The 17,011-nt window shown below is 65.2% G+C and carries 16 protein-coding genes and 1 pseudogene; 9 read left to right on the forward strand and 8 right to left on the reverse strand.

What is annotated here, in order from left to right:
• Positions 1-35: 35 nt before the first annotated feature.
• Genes ACM43_RS23300 through ACM43_RS23320 form a run of 5 tightly spaced genes read left to right on the forward strand, consistent with a single transcriptional unit; the run spans position 36 to position 2,990 of the window.
• On the forward strand, positions 36-371 hold the full coding sequence (locus ACM43_RS23300) for an antibiotic biosynthesis monooxygenase family protein (RefSeq protein ID WP_035998838.1): 336 nt from the start codon (positions 36-38) through the stop codon (positions 369-371).
• A gap of 29 nt (positions 372-400) precedes the next feature.
• A complete protein-coding gene (gene hutX, locus ACM43_RS23305) occupies positions 401-916 on the forward strand; it encodes a heme utilization cystosolic carrier protein HutX (RefSeq protein WP_271543058.1) in 516 nt (171 codons plus the stop codon).
• Positions 917-939: 23 nt separating this feature from the next.
• Positions 940-1,716 (forward strand): tonB-system energizer ExbB, encoded by a 777-nt coding sequence (gene exbB / locus ACM43_RS23310; protein ID WP_271543060.1) that lies wholly within the window; start codon positions 940-942, stop codon positions 1,714-1,716.
• 3 nt (positions 1,717-1,719) lie between these two features.
• A complete protein-coding gene (gene exbD / locus ACM43_RS23315) occupies positions 1,720-2,160 on the forward strand; it encodes a TonB system transport protein ExbD (protein WP_271543062.1) in 441 nt (146 codons plus the stop codon).
• Positions 2,160-2,990, forward strand: a complete 831-nt coding sequence (locus ACM43_RS23320) for a TonB family protein (RefSeq protein WP_271543064.1) — start codon at positions 2,160-2,162, stop codon at positions 2,988-2,990. The genes exbD and ACM43_RS23320 overlap by 1 nt, the downstream gene beginning before the upstream one ends.
• 53 nt (positions 2,991-3,043) lie before the next feature.
• On the opposite strand, the gene ACM43_RS23325 is transcribed toward ACM43_RS23320, so the two are convergent.
• The 5 genes from ACM43_RS23325 to ACM43_RS23345 form a co-directional block, all read right to left on the reverse strand.
• A complete protein-coding gene (locus tag ACM43_RS23325; protein WP_271543066.1) occupies positions 3,044-4,399 on the reverse strand; it encodes an esterase-like activity of phytase family protein in 1,356 nt (451 codons plus the stop codon).
• A 141-nt stretch (positions 4,400-4,540) separates the two neighbouring features.
• On the reverse strand, positions 4,541-5,440 hold the full coding sequence (locus ACM43_RS23330; protein ID WP_370100639.1) for a carbohydrate ABC transporter permease: 900 nt from the start codon (positions 5,438-5,440) through the stop codon (positions 4,541-4,543).
• Positions 5,433-6,389: a carbohydrate ABC transporter permease gene (locus tag ACM43_RS23335; protein WP_035998865.1), complete on the reverse strand. Its 957-nt coding sequence runs from the start codon at positions 6,387-6,389 to the stop codon at positions 5,433-5,435. The genes ACM43_RS23330 and ACM43_RS23335 overlap by 8 nt, the downstream gene beginning before the upstream one ends.
• A 122-nt stretch (positions 6,390-6,511) precedes the next feature.
• Positions 6,512-7,852: an ABC transporter substrate-binding protein gene (locus ACM43_RS23340; RefSeq protein ID WP_057028022.1), complete on the reverse strand. Its 1,341-nt coding sequence runs from the start codon at positions 7,850-7,852 to the stop codon at positions 6,512-6,514.
• A gap of 86 nt (positions 7,853-7,938) precedes the next feature.
• Positions 7,939-8,982, reverse strand: coding sequence for a C-terminal binding protein (locus ACM43_RS23345; protein ID WP_271543068.1), 1,044 nt, complete (start codon positions 8,980-8,982; stop codon positions 7,939-7,941).
• A gap of 254 nt (positions 8,983-9,236) precedes the next feature.
• On the opposite strand from ACM43_RS23345, the gene ACM43_RS23350 reads away from it, so the two are divergent.
• Positions 9,237-10,922 (forward strand): methyl-accepting chemotaxis protein, encoded by a 1,686-nt coding sequence (locus ACM43_RS23350; RefSeq protein WP_271543070.1) that lies wholly within the window; start codon positions 9,237-9,239, stop codon positions 10,920-10,922.
• 295 nt (positions 10,923-11,217) lie between these two features.
• On the opposite strand, the gene ACM43_RS23355 is transcribed toward ACM43_RS23350, so the two are convergent.
• Together ACM43_RS23355 and ACM43_RS23360 are read right to left on the reverse strand one after the other, a co-directional pair.
• Complete coding sequence (locus tag ACM43_RS23355) at positions 11,218-12,195, reverse strand: Bug family tripartite tricarboxylate transporter substrate binding protein (protein ID WP_271543072.1); 978 nt, start codon at positions 12,193-12,195, stop codon at positions 11,218-11,220.
• Positions 12,196-12,292: 97 nt separating this feature from the next.
• A complete protein-coding gene (locus tag ACM43_RS23360) occupies positions 12,293-13,228 on the reverse strand; it encodes a DMT family transporter (RefSeq protein WP_271543074.1) in 936 nt (311 codons plus the stop codon).
• A gap of 104 nt (positions 13,229-13,332) precedes the next feature.
• Between ACM43_RS23360 and ACM43_RS23365 the strand changes: the two genes are divergently transcribed.
• On the forward strand, positions 13,333-13,722 hold the full coding sequence (locus ACM43_RS23365; RefSeq protein ID WP_442869341.1) for a DUF1330 domain-containing protein: 390 nt from the start codon (positions 13,333-13,335) through the stop codon (positions 13,720-13,722).
• A 208-nt stretch (positions 13,723-13,930) separates the two neighbouring features.
• Here ACM43_RS23365 and ACM43_RS23370 read toward each other — a convergent pair whose 3' ends face one another.
• On the reverse strand, positions 13,931-14,863 hold the full coding sequence (locus ACM43_RS23370; RefSeq protein WP_271543078.1) for a DMT family transporter: 933 nt from the start codon (positions 14,861-14,863) through the stop codon (positions 13,931-13,933).
• A gap of 422 nt (positions 14,864-15,285) precedes the next feature.
• On the opposite strand from ACM43_RS23370, the gene ACM43_RS23375 reads away from it, so the two are divergent.
• Complete coding sequence (locus ACM43_RS23375; RefSeq protein ID WP_057028019.1) at positions 15,286-16,578, forward strand: adenylosuccinate synthase; 1,293 nt, start codon at positions 15,286-15,288, stop codon at positions 16,576-16,578.
• 37 nt (positions 16,579-16,615) lie between these two features.
• Positions 16,616-17,011: pseudogene (locus ACM43_RS23380) on the forward strand (hypothetical protein); the annotation flags it as partial.

Raw genomic sequence — 17,011 nt, forward strand, 5'->3', positions numbered from 1 at the left:
AACTGCCGATTTACAAGTCACAGGAGAAAAGTCGAATGTTCATCGCCATGAATCGCTTCCAGGTGAAGCCCGGCTCGGAAGCCGCGTTCGAAACCGTCTGGCGGACCCGCGAGTCTTATCTCGGCAGCATGGCGGGGTTCGTCGAATTCCATCTGCTCAAGGGGCCGGTCGCCGAGGACCACACGCTGTACTCCTCGCATACGGTGTGGGTCGACAAGGCGGCTTTCGAGGCCTGGACACGATCGGAGGAATTCCGCCGCGCTCATGCGCGCGCCGACAACAAGACCGGCGAGAGCCTCTATCTTGGTCACCCCAAGTTCGAAGGCTTCGAGGTCATCATGACCGAGCGCAAGGCGAGCGCGGCGGCCTGATCGCGGCCGATGACGAAAGGAAGCCGGACATGCTGAGCACCGATCTCGCCGATCTCAAGGCGCATATGGCGGACAATCCGGGTGCCGTGATCGAGGACGTCGCGCGCGAGCGCAGCGTCACGCCGCGCGCGGTGATCGAGGCGTTGCCGCCGTCAATGGTGCGCATCGGGAGCGGCGAACATTTTGCCGCCGCCATGCAGGACATCGCGGAATGGGGCGAGGTCACGCTGATCGTCCACACCGATGATGCGATCTTCGAGTTCACCGGGACCGTTCCCGCGGGCGAGATCGGCCGCGGCTATTTCAACCTGATGCAGCCAAAGGGCCTGCACGGCCATCTCCGTCACGAGCGCTGCGCGGGAATTGCCTTCGTCGAGCGGCCCTTCATGGGCAAGTCCTCGGCCTTCGTCGCCTTCGTGAACGCCGACGGCGGCATCATGTTCAAGGTCTTCGTCGGCCGCGACGAGACGAGGGCGCTGCGGGCGGATCAGCTGACGCGATTCCGGCAGCTTGCGGACCGGATAGCGGCGAAGCCTCCGGCGTAACTTCCATTTGTCGGGAGATCAGGATGCAGAGCAATTCCACGCTTCGCCATGTGATCCTTGCAAGCGCACTGGCGCTCGTGCCGGCACCGGCGCTTGCGATCGACGCTGCGCTGTTGCCGCGCAATCTGTCGCCCTGGGGCATGTTCCTGGGTGCCGACATCGTCGTGAAGATCGTGATGGTCGGCCTCGCCATCGCCTCGCTGGTCACCTGGACCGTGTGGCTCGCCAAGACCATCGAGCTGCGTCGCAAGGCATCGCTTGCTCTCGAGCGGACGCGTGCGCTCGAGGGCAACATGACTCTGGCCGAGGCATCCGCGCGGGCCGGCGACGCGCGCGACGCGGTCGCGCAGCTGATCCAGTCCTGCGCCAGGGAGGCCGAGCTCTCCGGCGGCATTCTCGACGACCGCCTGCAGGAACGCGTCGCGTTACGGCTGGAGCGGGTCGAAGCGGCGATGTCCAGGCAGATCGCGCGCGGCACCGGCGTGCTCGCGACCATCGGCGCCATCGCGCCGTTCGTCGGTCTGTTCGGTACCGTCTGGGGCATCATGAATTCGTTCATCGGCATCTCCGAGAGCCATACCACCAGCCTTGCGGTGGTCGCGCCCGGCATTGCAGAGGCACTGCTAGCGACGGCGCTCGGTCTCGTCGCCGCGATCCCGGCGGTCGTGATCTACAATCATCTCGTCCGTGGCATCGCCAATTACCGCGCTTTGCTCGGCGACGCCTCGGCGCAGCTGATGCTGCTGGTGAGCCGCCAGCGCGACCACGGCCATTTCCGTCTGGCCCGGGCGGCGGAGTAGGCCATGGCCGCCAGGCTCGGGACATCGAAGCTCGGCTCGCGCGGCGAGGCGAGCGAACTCGAGGTCACCCACGAGATCAACGTCACCCCGTTCATCGACGTCATGCTGGTGCTGCTGATCATCTTCATGGTGGCGGCGCCGCTTGCCACGGTCGACATCGGCGTCGATCTGCCGGCAACGGCGGCCGAGCCGGCACCGCGGCCCGACAAGCCGGTCTTCGTCACCGTCAAGCCGGACCTTTCGATCGCTGTGGGCGAGGATATCGTCGCTCGCGACGCGCTTAGCACCTCGCTCGTCGCCGCCACCAAGGGCCGCAAGGACGAGCGCATCTATCTGCGCGCCGACAAGGCCGTGTCCTATGGCGACCTGATGGAGGTGATGAACACCTTGCGCAACGCCGGCTATCTCAAGGTCGCCCTCGTCGGGCTCGACGGACGCAGCTGATGGCCGCGAACGCCTTTGCCTTGCATCAGCCGCTTGACGAGCGGGAGGGCGCGCCCTGGGGCGCCTCGGCGACGATGATCGTGGCGTTGCATCTCGGCGCCGCGCTGCTTGCGATGAACTTGCTGAAGCAGGTGCCGGACGAGGGCGTCAACCTGCCGGCCATCCTGATCGACATGACGCCGGAGACGTCGGCACCGCGGTCGATGCCGCTGGACATCGCGCCGGGACCGACGATGCAGCAGGCGGATGCGTCACCGCCCGAGCCGGTGCAGCAGCAGGCTGTCGAGGAAATGATCCCGCCGACACCGCCGCAGGAGCAGCCGGATGTGGTGGCTCCACCGGAACAGAAGCTCGAGCCGAGCCCGCCGAAGCCCGAGCCTGCGAAAGTGACTCCCGTGGAGAAGTCCGCCCCGGCGAAGCCCAAGGCGGTGCGCCCCGACGCCCGGAAGCCGTCGGATGCGCTTCCGGCACCGCACACCAGCGCACCGCCGCGCGCGGAGCGTGAAGCCCCGCTGGCGTCCGCAGTGAATGCAGGTTCAGTAGCATCGATGATGGCGACTTATAACCAGCGGGTCCGCGCGCATCTCATGCGGTTCCACCAATACCCGAAGAGCGCAAACGGACAAAATGGGATCGTGACGCTGAACCTTGCCCTCGGTCGCGGTGGGCAAGTGTTGTCAAGTCGCGTGGGCGGCTCATCGGGAGTCGCAGTGCTCGATGCTCAGGCCATGGCCATGGTGCGTCAGGCCCAGCCATTTCCGCCGGTGCCGCCCGAGATCACCTATGCGACCATGCACATTAAGATCGGCGTGAAGTTCGATGGCCGATGATGGCACGACTTCCTCTCCCGCGAAATGCGGGAGAGGAAGGAATGGCGGAGTGCTCACTTCGCCTTCAGGAAATCCGCAACCTCGAGCAGCACGAATTCGTTGTCGTCGGCCTTGTTGGGATCGCGGCTGGAGGAGAACGGCAGGTTGTTGTCGTTGCCGACGATGATGTGGGTGTCGTCGACGCGATCGACGTTCTCGATGGTGAAGAACGGGAAAGTGTAGACGCCGTCGTTGAGCGGCTTCTTCGCCTTCTTGTCGGGATCCCTGATCTTCATCAGGTCGATATAGCCGATCTTGCGCACGGGCTTGCCGACATTGGCGTCGGTCAGCTCGATCTTGTAGACGCGCTTGAACTTGGCGAGGTCGGGGAAGCAGTTCTCGCCGCGCTGGCCCTGCGGGCAGGCCTTGTCGGCGGTGCCTTCGCCATTGTCGCGCTCGATGACGAGGCCGGAGGCCTGGTCGATCATGTTGAAGTCGCCGATGGCGTTGCCGTTCTGCTCGAACACATAGTGCCAGTAGCGGCCGGTGAATTTCTCCGCAGCGACGTCGAATTCGAGGATGCGCGAGGCCTCCTTGCCGTCGACCTTCTCCCAGTCCTTCTTGTCGGCATCCCACAGCGGTCCCTCGAGCAGGCCGTAGAGGAACTTGCCGTCCTTCGACGCGGCGAAGCCCTCATAGCCCCGGGAGCGGCGGAGATTGACATTGGTGTAGGTCGCGCCCGGCGCGGCCGGCGTCCCCACCGCCCAATTGTCGGGCGAGCGCACCGGCTTGCCGTCGGCGACCGTATCGAACACGCCGAGGATTTTGCCTGACTTGTCCGCCTTCAGGACGTAGGGGCCGAACTCGTCGCCGATCCAGAAGGTGTCGCCGACGATCTGGAAACCTTCGGTGTCGAAATCGGAGCCGGTGAGATAGCGCTTCTGGGTGTCCTCATGCACGATGCGGAAGGGGACGCGTCTGTCGGGGTCGTGCAGGAAGATGGTCTCCAGCCGCTCCATCTTGCCGCTGGCCCAGTCCATCTTGTAGCGGTTGAGGTACAGCATCGAATCCGGCGAGTTGGCGCGCGCGCCCATGCCGTTGTCGGTGAGGACCCAGAACGTGCCGTCGGGCAGGGTCTTGATGCCGGAATGGCCCTGCAGCGGCTGGCCCTTGAACGGCAGCGACACGCCGGTCGGACGCTCGAAGGACTTACCCATCACGGTGCCGAGCGCGTCGACCCGCTTGCCGGTGGTATATTTGCCCGCTGCCTTGAGATCGGCGGGGGCATCAGCCGGCGCCTCGATGAAGGTTTCGGCCGGCATCACCGCGTGGCCGGCGAGCTTGGCGGGAAATTCGCCCTCGCTCTGCGCGAGCGCTGTGCTCGCGGTGAGGATGATCGTGGCGACGGTGCAAAGAAAGGTCGCGCGCATGTGCGTCTCCTGTTGGCGGACGCAACGCTTATGCGGATCGCATGTTGCAGTATTGTGAAGCCGGGCCAAAGGCCGCAGCGCTCTTCGCCTCTCCCCGCCTGCAGACCGTGAGAACGGGGAGAGGGGGACGAGAGAGCGGGGCTACTCCTTCACCGCACCCGTCAGCGAGGACACGTAGTAATCCACGAACAGCGAGTAGAAGATCGCGACCGGGAGCGAGCCAAGCAGCGATCCCGCCATCAGCGCACCCCATTGATAGACGTCGCCGGTGACGAGCTCGGTCAGGATCGCGACCGGCACGGTCTTGTTGGCGCCGCTCTGGATGAAGGCGAGGGCGTAGATGAACTCGTTCCAGGACAGCGTGAAGGAGAAGATGCCGGCCGAGATCAGCCCGGGCACGGCGAGCGGCAGCGTGATCCGGCGCAGGATCTGCAGGCGCGTGGCGCCGTCGACCAGCGCGCATTCCTCGAGCTCGTAGGGAATCGACTTGAAATAGCCGATCAGGAGCCAGGTGCAGAACGGCACCAGGAAGGTCGGATAGACCAGGATCAGGGCCAGCGGCGAGTCGAACAGGCCGAACTGCACCACCACGGTGGCGAGCGGAATGAACAGGATCGACGGCGGCACCAGATAGGCGAGATAGATGCCGAGGCCGACATAGGGGCTGCCGCGGAAGCGCAGGCGCTCGATCGCGTAGGCCGCCAGCGTGCTCGCGATCAGCGACAGCGTGGTCGAGCCGATCGCGACCAGCATCGTCGTCTTCAGCCATTGCGGATAGGCGGTGTTGAACAACAGATGCTTGATGTGCGCCAGGGTCGGCGAGGAGATCCAGAACGGGTTGTTGTCCCGGTAGTTCATCAGCTCCGCGTTCGGCTTGAACGAGGTGATCGCCATCCAATAGAACGGAAACAGCAGGATCAGAACGAAGCAGCCGAGCGGCAGATAGATCATCATCAGCCGCCGCAGCCCGGAATCCCAGGCCATGGTGTCGGGCGGCGCTTTTGCGTCCGCGACGGTCGATTGCGCGGCGGTTTCAGTCATTGGCCTCTCCCTGCTGCCATTTGCGGCGCGCCAGGCCGAAATAGGAGAACAGTGTCGCGAACACCAGGAACGGGATCATCGACACCGCGATCGCCGCGCCTTCGCCGAGCTCGCCGCCGGCGATGCCGCGCTGGAACGCCAGCGTCGCCAAGAGGTGGGTCGAGTTCACCGGACCGCCGCGGGTAATGGCGTAGACCAGCTGGAAGTCGGTGAAGGTGAAGATGATCGAGAATGTCATGACGATGGCGAGGATCGGCAGCATCATCGGGAAGGTGATGTAGCGGAAGCGCTGCCAGGCGCTGGCGCCGTCCAGCATCGCGGCCTCGTAGAGCGAGGGCGAGATGGTCTGCAAGCCGGCCAGCAGCGAGATCGCGACGAAGGGAATGCCGCGCCAGATGTTGGCGGCGATCAGCGAGAACCGCGCCGGCCAGGGCGAGCCGAGGAAGTCGATATTGCTGTCCCGCCAATGCAGCACGTCGACCAGGAGGTAGGAGATGATCGAGAACTGCGGATCGTAGATCCACCAGAATGCCAGCGCCGACAGCACGGTCGGCACGATCCAGGGCAGCAGCACGATGGCGCGCAGCAGGCTCTTGAACGGGAAATGGTTGTTGAGCAGCAGGGCGAGCCAGAAGCCGAGCGCGAATTTTCCGAAGGTCGCCACGGCCGTGTAGAACACGCTGTAGAACACCGCGTTCCACCACAAGGGGTCCGTGAGCAGGTACTGGAAATTCTCGATCCCGACATAGATGCCGCGGCGGCCGATCGTGGTGTCGGTGAAGGCGAGCCAGACGCCGAGGCCGAGCGGGTAGGTCAGGAATACCGTGAGCAGCCCGAGCGCGGGCGCGAGGCACATCACGATCAGGAACGGCTTGTAGTCGAACAGGCGCACGATCCAGTTCGGCTGCCGTTGCGCCAGTGCGTGGGAGGAAAGGGTGGTCACGGACATTAGTGTGTTGTCCTGTTCTAGGCTTTCACGTCGTCATTGCGAGGGAGCGAAGCGACGAAGCAATCCAGACTGTATCTGCGGAGAGTCTCTGGATTGCTTCGCTTCGCTCGCAATGACGGTCTCTACCGCTGTCGCCGGAAGTAGCGTTTGCAGCGTTGCTCGGCTTCCGCAGCTGCGGCTTCCGGCGTGGCGGCGCCGGTGGCGACGGACGCGCACATCTGAATCAGCACGTAATCGGCGCTGACCGCGCCGGTCGCCGTCGAGATCGGCCCCTTGTAGCCGTCATAGTAAGTGCTGTTCATCGTGTTCTTGAACAGGCTCACCTTCGGATCCTGCGACCACACGGCGGCCTCGGCATAGGCGGCCAGCGGCTGCGACCAATAGCCGGAATTGGCGTTGAGCCACGGCTCGTATTGGTCCTTCTCCAGCATGTATTGCAGGAAGGCCTTGGCGGCATTGGGGTACGGGCTGTGCTTGAACACCATGGCGTTCAGCGTCAGGCCCGCCATCGGCGAGACCTTGGCCAGGCCCTTGGGCAGCAGCTGATGCTCGCTGTCCTCGGCGATGGCCTTGGTGGCCGGGTCGTTCTTCAGCGAGAAGTACAGTGAGACGCCGTTAGCGGTCAGCGCGATCTCCTGCGAGGAATAGGCCCGGTTGTTGCTGACGTCATTCCAGGACGGCGTGCCGGCGATGAAGGTCGGATACAGCTCCTTGACCCAGTTGAGCGCGGCGATCGTCTCCTTGCTGTTGATGGTGACGTTGCCCTCCTCGTCGAGCAGCGAGGCGTTGTGCGACCACAGCGCCCAGTTGGCGAAGCCGTTGCCGTCGCCCTTGGCGTTGCCGAGCGCGAAGCCGGCCGGCTTGCCGGCCTTTTGCAGCTTGCGGCAGAGGTCGAGCACGCCGGCATGATCTTCCGGAACCTTGTCGAAGCCGACCGATTGCAGGACCGACTTGCGGTAGATCAGGGGACCTGCGGTGGCGCCGAACGGCAGTCCGATCCAGGACTCGCTCTTGTTCTTCTTGCCGTAGCGTTGCGCCAGCGGCAGCCAGCCGCCGTACTTCTTGCCGAGATAGTCGGCGACGTCGGTGAGCTCGATCAGCTTGTCGATGTAGATGTGAGGCGCGTCGGAGAAGCCGATGATGATGTCGGGGCCGGCGCCGGAATTCGAGGTCACCGCGGTCTGCTGGTTGATGTCCTCCCAGCCGACGAAGTCGACCTTGACCTCGACCCCGGTGTCCTTGGTGAACTTTGCCGCATTGGCGCGGAACACGTCCTCGTCCGCCTGGACAAAGCGCACCGGGCGCAGCATGCGCAAGGACGCGCCCTTTTCGATCTCGCGCTTGGGTGCCGGGACGTCGGCAGCCTTGATAGCGGATGTTTGCGCTGCAGCACCGGTGGCCGCGAGCGTTGCAGCGGACAGGCCCAGCGCCAAGGCATCACGACGTGTGATGTCGTTCCTCATCAGTACCTCCCTATGATGTCTCCCTTCCCGGCGTTGATCGCCGGTGAAGGGCCGTTTCGGTCGTGGGCGCTTGCTGCGCCGCCCGCCTAGCTGTTCGGCCCGCGGTCCATGCTGACGGGCTGCCAGCGGCGGAGCGCGGTGTTCTGCAGCACCGACGGATTGACGCAGCTTACCGGCCACATGCCCTGGAGCACCAGTGACAATTCGTAGCCCACCCGGCGCTTGCGCGCCTCGTCGAACCGTGCCGAGGCCGAGGCGACATGGGCGGTCAGGGTCACGTTCTCCATGCCGAGCAGGGGATTGTTGTGCGAGGGCGGCTCCTTTTCCAGCACGTCGAGGGCGGCGTGCGCGATCCAGCCCTCCTGCAGCGCCTTGATCAGGCTCTCCTCGTCCACGGTGGCACCGCGGCCGGTGTTGATGAAGATCGAGCCCTTCTTCATCTGCCGGAAGTGCTTCTCGGTCAGCATGTGATGCACCTCGGGTCGCGCCGGGGCATGCATCGAGACGAAGTCGGATTGCGACAGCACCTCGTTCAGTGTCGCCGGGATCACGCCGTGCTCGTACATCAGCGTTTCCTGGATGAAGGGGTCGTAGGCCATCATGCGCAGGCCGAAAGGCGCGGCGCGTTTCGCGACCGCACGCGCAACCCGGCCGAACGAGATGAAGCCGAGCGTCTGGCCCATCAGTCTCGGGATCTTCAAAAGCGCCGGCCGGCCCTCGGCCCAGCGGCCATCGCGCACCATGCGGTCCTGCTCGACCAAGCGGCGGAAGCCGGCGAGCAGCAGCATCATGGCGTGGTCGGCGACCTCCTCGATGAAAGTGTCGGGGATGTTGGTGACGGGAATGCCGCGGGCCGTGGCGGCCTTGACGTCGACGCTGTCGACGCCGACCGAGCCGAGCGTGATGACCTTGCAGCTCTCGAGCGCGTCGATGATCGACTTGGTGATCGGGATGCCCTTGGCGTAGATCGCGTCGGCGTTCTTCGCGGCGGCGATGAACCCGGCCTCGTCGGCGGGCGCCTCGATGATCTCGGCATCGATCGGATCGAGCGCCTCGCGCTCATAGGAATAATCGCTGCCGGCGACCGTGAAGCTCGCACCCTTCGGCGTCACCACCCTGTATTTCGGCATTCTCTGCTCCCGATTTGGTTTCTTGTCGTGGTCCGCCTCGACGAGCGGGCCTTTGCGTCTTTTACGCGAAATTCGGGCAAGTGCGTACAATTCACGGTTGTTGCGGGCGACGTATATTTCCGTTTTTCCGTGCAAGCCCCGGGCTTCTACGGAGGTGCGTAAGTAACTTGCTAAGGGCTCCGCCACTAAGACTTGATTCGAATTTGATCGATCTCGTCGTGCGCCCGTACCCCAATATTGCCGGAGCTAACCCCGTGAAGTTGAGCAATCTGAAGATCGCCTCGAAGCTTGGCATTCTCGTCGGAGTCACGCTGTTCGGCCTCTGCATCTCCGGAGTTCTCGCCGGCTATCTGATGAAGCGCGAGATGGTGAATGCGCGCATCGACCAGGCCAAGGCGATCGTCGAGCTGGCGCGCAACTATGCCGCCGCGTTGAAGAAGCGCGTCGATGCCGGCGAGATGACGAAGGACGCCGCGATGGCCGAGCTTCGCCGCTACGGCAACGCGATGACCTATGACAAGGGTGCCGGCTACCTGTTCGGCACGTCCTATGACGGTCTCACCCAGCTTGCGCCCGATCCGAAGGTGATCGGCACCAACCGAATGGACGTCGTGACCAACGGCCGCAAGCTGTCGCTGGAATTGATGAACGGCGTCAAAGCCAACGGCGAGATACTGCTTCACTATGAATATATGAAGCCCGGCCAGGAAACGCCGATCCGCAAGGTCGGTTACGCCGTCGCGATCCCCGGCTTCGATATGTATCTCGGCACCGGCGCCTATCTGGATGATATCGACGCCAAGATGGGTCCGGTCTACTGGCTGCTCGGCCTCGCCGTGCTCGGCATCGTCATCGTTGCCGGCAGCGTCGCCTGGATGATCGGCCGCAGCATCAGTGCTCCGCTCGGCCTGCTCGGCACCCGGATGAAGGATCTCGCCGACGGCAAGCTCGAGGGTGATATTCCGGGCGTCGGCCGCGGCGACGAGGTCGGCGCGATGGCATCGACCGTGCAGATCTTCAAGGACAACGCGGTTCGCATCCGCGACCTCGAGAAGACCGAGGCGGACGCCAAGGAACACGCCGCGGCGGAACGCCGCAGCGCCATGGAGGAGATCGCCAACGACTTCGAACGCAGCGTCAACGGCATCGTCCGCTCGGTCTCCTCGGCCGCAGCCGGCATGCAGACCACGGCGCAATCGATGACCGCGACCGCCAGCGATGCCTCCTCGCGCGCGGCGACCGTCGGTGCCGCCTCGCAGAAGGCGTCCGGCAATGTTGGCACCGTTGCGGCCGCCGCCGAAGAGCTGTCGAGCTCGGTTGCGGAAATCTCCCGCCAGGTGACGCGCTCGACTGAAGTTGCGAGCCGTGCCGTTAGCGATGCCGAGCGCACCAACGCCACGGTGCAGGAGCTCTCCACCGGTGCCGAGAAGATCGGCGAGGTGGTCAAGCTCATTCACTCGATCGCGGCGCAGACCAACCTGCTCGCGCTCAACGCCACCATCGAGGCGGCGCGTGCCGGCGAGTCCGGCCGCGGCTTCGCCGTGGTCGCCTCCGAGGTCAAGGCGCTCGCCAACCAGACCGCGAAGGCGACCGAGGAGATCTCCGCCCAGGTCGCGGCGATGCAGACCTCGACCAGCGACGCGGTGTCGGCCATCTCCGGCATCACCCAGACGATCGCCGAGATGAGCGAGATCACCGCCGGCATTTCCGTATCGATCGAGCAGCAGGGCGAGGCGACGCGCGAGATCGCCCGCAACATCCAGTCGGTCGCGGCCGGCTCGAGTGAAATCAACGCCCATATCGGCAGCGTCACCTCGGCCGCCGAAGCGACCGGCAGCGCGGCCCGCGATGTGCTCACCAACGCCCGCGAGCTGGACACCCAGTCCGGCGCGCTGCGCGATGCCGTCGACGGCTTCCTCGCCAAGGTCCGCGCGGCGTAACTCGTCGCGCAAAAACTCTACGCCGTCGTCATGCCCGGGCTTGTCCCGGGCATCCACGTTCTTGGGCGCGGCATGTGCGGCTGCGTGGATGGCCGGGACAAGCCCGGCCATGACGGAGAATGCGCGAGCACACGATCTCGTGCCCCGGACGCAGCGCAGCGCTTCCCCGGCGATGCGAAGCATCGTCCGGTGCAGCGGTGCGCTGCAGAGCCGGGGCCCATGCTAGCGGCAATCTGGGTCCCGGCTCTGCGCAGCAGCGTTTCACGCTGCAGCGCGTCCAGGACACAAGACCGCGTCACTGCTTCTCGATCTTCGCGTTGGCGATCAGCTTTTCCCACAGCACCAGCTGCTCGTTCACGAAAGTACCGAGCTGCTCCGGCGTGCCGGAAAAAGCGTCCATGCCGAGCGTGGCGAGCTTGGCCTTGATCTCCGGGTTCTCGATGATCTTGCGGATCTCGGTGTTGAGCCGGGTCACGATCTCCTTCGGCATGCCGGCCGGGCCGAAATAGCCCTGCCAGGACGTGATGTCGAAGTCCGGCACGCCGGCCTCCTGCATCGAGGGCAGGTGTGGCACCAGCGGCGTGCGGTTCTTGGTGGTGACGGCGAGCGCGCGCAGGGCGTTGCCGTTGACATGGGGCAGGCCGGTCAGGATGTCGACGAACATCATCGACACGCGGCCGCCCATGACGTCGTTGAGCGCCGGCGGCGAGCTCTTGTAGGGCACGTGCAGCAGGTCGAGCCCGGCATTGTGCGCGAAGGTCGCACCCGACACGATCGCCGCCGACGAGCCCGAGGCGTAGCTCAGCTTGCCCGGATTGGCCTTGCCGTAGGCCACCAGCTCTCCGACCGTCTTGGCCGGCACCTCGGGATTGATGACCAGCATGAAGGGCAGATCGCCGGTGCGGGCGATCGGGGTGAAATCCTTCACCGGATCGTAAGTCAGGCTCTTGAGCAGATAGGGATTGGCCGAATGCGTGGTGTTGGTCGTCACCAGCAGCGTGTAGCCGTCGGGAGCGGCCTTCGCGACATGGGTGGCTGCGAGCATGCCGTTGGCGCCGGCCTTGTTCTCGATCACGATGCCGACGCCGAGCGCCTGCGACAGATGCTGCGAAATCAGCCGCGTCGTGGTGTCGGTGCCGCTGCCGGCCGCGAAGGGCAGCACCAGCGTGATGTTGCGGCTGGGATAGGTGTCGGCGTGAGCGGTGGAGGCTGCCGTGAGGCATAGCGCGGTCGCGGCGACGGTCCGCAGGTTTCGAATCAGCCCTGAAATCATGTCGGTCGTTCCCTCTTTTTGGTTGGCGGGGAACCTAGCTGGTCCAAAGGGGAATCGGAAGATGGCTATAGGTCGTGACCGCGTCCGTCGCGCGGAATTATGTCATCGCCGAGCCCCGCCGCGATGCAAGCACGACTCCGGCGAGCACCAGCGCGTAACCGATCAGGTGGAACGGCTGGAGCTTCTCGCCCAGCAGCACGATCGCCAGCGCCGAGCCGAACACCGGCACCAGATGGAAGAACGGCGCCGCCCGGTTCGGCCCGATCAGCGCCACGCCGCGGTTGAAGAAGAGATAGGCGAGGGTGGAGGGAAAGATCAGGATGTAGCCCAGCGTCGCCAGCGTGATCGTGTCGAATTGCAGCACGCTGCCGCTCGCCGCCTCCCAGATCGCCGTCGGCAGCAGCATCGTCGCGCCGCAGCAGGTGGTGAAGGACAGGAACGAGAGCTGGTGGATCTTCGGTCGCCGCGGGATGAAGGCCGAATAGAGCCCGAACGCCACCAGCGAGGAGGCGAACATGATGTCGCCCCTGTTGAAGCTGATGCTTGCCAGCGCCGCGAGATCGCCGCGCAGGATGATGATCAGCACGCCGAGCAGCGAGATCGCGATGCCGCCGAGCTGCGCGCCGGTCAGCCGCACGCCGAACAGCACCAGCGACCACAGCGCCACGAACAGCGGACCCGCCGACTGGATCAGCAGCGCGTTCAGCGCCTCGGTGTATTGCAGCGCCCAGTACGAGATCGCGTTGTTGAAGGCAAAGCCGACCAGCGACAGGAACAGCATCAATGGCATGCTCTGGCGCAAGGCAGGCCAGTCGCGCTTCAGATGTGGCCAGGCGAACGGCAACAGGATCAGGAACACGCCGAACCAGCGGATCGTGGTGATCGTCAGCGGCGGCACATGCGCCCCGACATGGCGCGCGAGCACGATGTTGCCGGCCCAGAACAGCGAGGTCAGGCTGAGCAGCAGATAAGGCTGGTTGTTGAGCCAGCTGGCCGGATTGGCGGCCGGTGGCGCGGGCGAAGCGGTCGTCATGGGCGTTGGATGCAACTTGCGCCCGATTGCCGCGATGGCACAAGTCATAGCGCCGCAATGCTACAATGCAGCCGAGCCTTAAGGAGGTGCCATTGGCGGTCAATATGTTGAACATCGAGGGCCTGGAGCGGCTCGATCCGAATGCGCCGGTGGTGATGCTGAACCTGATGCGCTTCCACGCGCGCTCGCGCGATGGCGACGGGTCGGGCTGGGACGCATACTTGCGCTACAGTGCGATCACGGTGCCGATGATCAAGGCGCGCGGCGGCACGCTGCTCTGGACCGGTGAAGGCAAGGCGGTCGCACTCGGTCCGCACGCGGGCAACGATTGGGACTTCGTCGCGCTGGTCCGTTACCCGTCCGTCTCGGCCTTTCTCGACATGATAACCTCGCAAGCCTACGAGCGCGAAGCCGATCCGCATCGCGTCAACGCCTGCGCCGAGCACCTGATCATCGCGACGAGCGAGGCCTACAGCAAGTTCAAGACGAAGTAGCGGGGCAGGCTTGCTCACCCTCCCCTGGAGGGGGAGGGTCGATCGCGCGTAGCGCGAGCGGGGTGGGGTGGTCTCTCACTCGGGCAGTGTCGAACGTGGAGAGACCGTCACCCCACCCCGTCTCACATTTCGCTGCGCTCCATGTGAGCCGACCCTCCCCCTCCAGGGGAGGGTAAGAGGCACCTGCGTATTTGGATGAATGCTGCGCCTAACTTGCCTGCTTTCGCGACGCCGCGAACACGCCGGCCAGCACCAATGCGAAACCGATGAAGTGGAACGCCTGCGGGTGCTCGCCCAGAAACGCCATCGCCATGATCGAGCCGAACACCGGCACGACGTGGAAGAACGGTGCGGCGCGGTTGGCGCCGATCAGGCGCACGCCGCGATTGAAGCAGAGATAGGCGAGCGTCGAGGGGAAGACGGCGACGTAGAACAGGGTCAAGAGATTCGGCCCGTCGAGCTTCATCACCGGGCGCGCGGACAGTTCCCAGATCTCCAGCGGAATGAGACAGGCGGCGCCGCAGCCGAAGGTGAAGGCGAGGAACGAGAGGCCGTGCATCGGCGGCCGCCTCAGTGACAGCACCGAATAGAGCGCGAAGATCAGGAGCGCGAGCAGGAAGATCAGGTCGCCCTTGTTGAAGTCGATGCTCGACAGCGTGGTGAAATCGCCGTGCAGCAGGATGGTCAGCACGCCGCACATCGACAGCAGCACGCCGAAGGCCTGCGCGGCGGTGAGACGAATGCCGAGGATGACCAGCGACCACAGCGCCACCAGCAACGGCGCGGCCGACTGCAGCAGCAGCGTGTTGAGCGCCTGGGTGTGCTCCAGGGCCCAATATTGCAACGTGTTGAAGGCGCCGATGCCGGTGACCGAGAGCGTGACCATCAGGCCGAGCTTGCCGCGGATCGCCGGCCAGTCCTGCACAAGGTGCTTGAAGGCGAACGGCAGCACCAGCAGGAAGGCAAAGAACCAGCGCAGGAACGACAGCGTCACCGGCGGAATGTGGCCGGCCGCGAGCCGCCCGACGATGGCGTTGCTGGCCCAGCACAGCGCGGTGATGCTGAGCAGCAGGTAAGGCTGGTTGGCGATCCAGCTGTGGCCGGATGTTTCCGCGGGCGTGGTCTGGCCGGTGGCGGACATTGTGATGGTTGAGCCCCGCGTCGAGTACGCCGAGCCCTCCGGCCCGGCGAGGTCCGGGCCGGCTGATCACCCGGCAGGTCCAAAGACACGGAAAACGAGGTTGCATCAACGGGGACGGGCGCATCGCGACCATGCTGGCGGCGAAGGCGGCCTCTCCCGCTTTGGTCGAAGCTGTTGCGCCGGCCTGCCAGGGTTCGGGATTTTCCGCGGATATCAAGGGCTTGGACCGGACGTTGGACCCCGAAAAGGCCCCGTTCTTGCTTGCCTAGAGAGGCTGCTTCCTTTATCCGGTTGGCTGCCTTGCGTGCGGGCGGCTCCGGCTGCCGATTGGGCTGGGCGCAGGCGTGATCCCGGAAAAGTGGGCACCGGTTTTCCGCGAGGATCATGCCTTCTAGAGACAGATTGAACAGGATTACCCGCGAATGGCCAATGTTGTCGTCGTCGGCGCCCAGTGGGGCGACGAAGGGAAGGGCAAGATCGTCGACTGGTTGTCGGAGCAGGCGGATATCGTCGTCCGTTTCCAGGGCGGCCACAATGCCGGCCACACTCTGGTGATCAACGGCAAGACCTACAAGCTCGCGCTCCTGCCCTCCGGCGTGCTGCGCGAGGGCAAGCTGTCGGTGATCGGCAACGGCGTCGTGTTCGACCCCGCCGCCTTCCTCGACGAGGTCGCCAGGCTCAGGTCGCAGGGCGTCGATGTCGGCCCCGACAACCTGCGTGTCGCGGAAAACGTCACGCTGATCCTGCCGCTGCACCGCGAACTCGACGCGCACCGCGAATCCGCCAGCGCCGCCACCGCGATCGGCACCACCCGCCGCGGCATTGGCCCGGCCTATGAGGACAAGGTCGGCCGCCGCGCCATCCGCCTGATGGATCTTGCCGATCATCAGACGCTGCCGCACAAGATCGACCGCCTGCTGGCGCACCACAACGCGCTGCGCCGCGGCCTCAACCTGCCGGAATTCGACGGCGCGGTGATCCTGAAGGAGCTGATGGCGATGGCGCCGCAGCTTCTGCCCTATGCCGAGACGGTCTGGCGGCTGCTCGATATCGAGCGGCGCGCCGGCAAGCGCATGTTGTTCGAGGGCGCGCAAGGCGCGCTGCTCGACGTCGACCACGGCACCTATCCCTACGTCACCTCGTCCAACACAGTGGCGGCCCAGGCCGCGACCGGCGCCGGCCTCGGGCCGGGCGCGGTCGGCTACGTGCTCGGCCTGTGCAAGGCCTACACCACCCGCGTCGGCCAGGGCCCGTTCCCGACCGAGCAGGACAACGAGATCGGCCGCAAGATCGGCGAGCGCGGCCGCGAGTTCGGCACCAATACCGGCCGTCCGCGCCGCTGCGGCTGGTTCGACGCCGTGCTGGTCCGCCAGGCGGTTCGGACCTGCGGCATCAATGGCCTGGCGCTGACCAAGCTCGACATCCTCGACGGCTTCGATTCAATTGAGGTCTGCACCGGCTACAAGCTCGACGGCAAGGAGATCGACCATTTCCCGGCCGGCGAGGGCGCGCAAAGCCGGGTCGAGCCGATCTACGAGACCATCGAGGGCTGGAAGGAGCCGACCGCCAATGCGCGGTCCTGGGCCGACCTGCCGGCGCAGGCCATCAAATATGTCCGGCGGATCGAGGAATTGGTGGGATGTCCGGTCGCGCTGCTTTCCACCAGCCCGGAACGCGAAGATACTATCCTGGTGCAAAATCCGTTTGAGGCTTAACGATATCTTACCGGGACGCGCGTATAGTTGAGTAGAAATGGCTGATTACTATCCGCTGATCGCCCGCGCTATTGCCGCCCTGGACCCCAACGCTCCCGGCGAAAGCCGTCGCGCGCTCTATGAGCGGGCGCGCACGGCCCTGATCGCGCAACTGCGCAGTGTGCAGCCGCCGCTCTCCGAATCCGAGATCACCCGGGAACGGCTGTCGCTCGAGGAGGCGGTCCGCAAGGTCGAATCGGAGGCCGCCCAGCGAGCCCGCGAGGCCTCGCGTCCCGGTGGCGGCGCCCGCTCCGGCTCGAGCGGCGATGCCTTCCGCCGCGCCAGCACCCGTGCCACCGAGGGTAACCCGGCAGCAGTGCCGCCGCGCACGCGTCCGGCCCCGACTCCGCCGCGCGCCGACCGCCCGTCCTTTAATGTCGATGACCAGGGCGAG

This window comes from Bradyrhizobium sp. CCBAU 45321, assembly GCF_028128975.1.
Taxonomy (GTDB): domain Bacteria; phylum Pseudomonadota; class Alphaproteobacteria; order Rhizobiales; family Xanthobacteraceae; genus Bradyrhizobium; species Bradyrhizobium yuanmingense.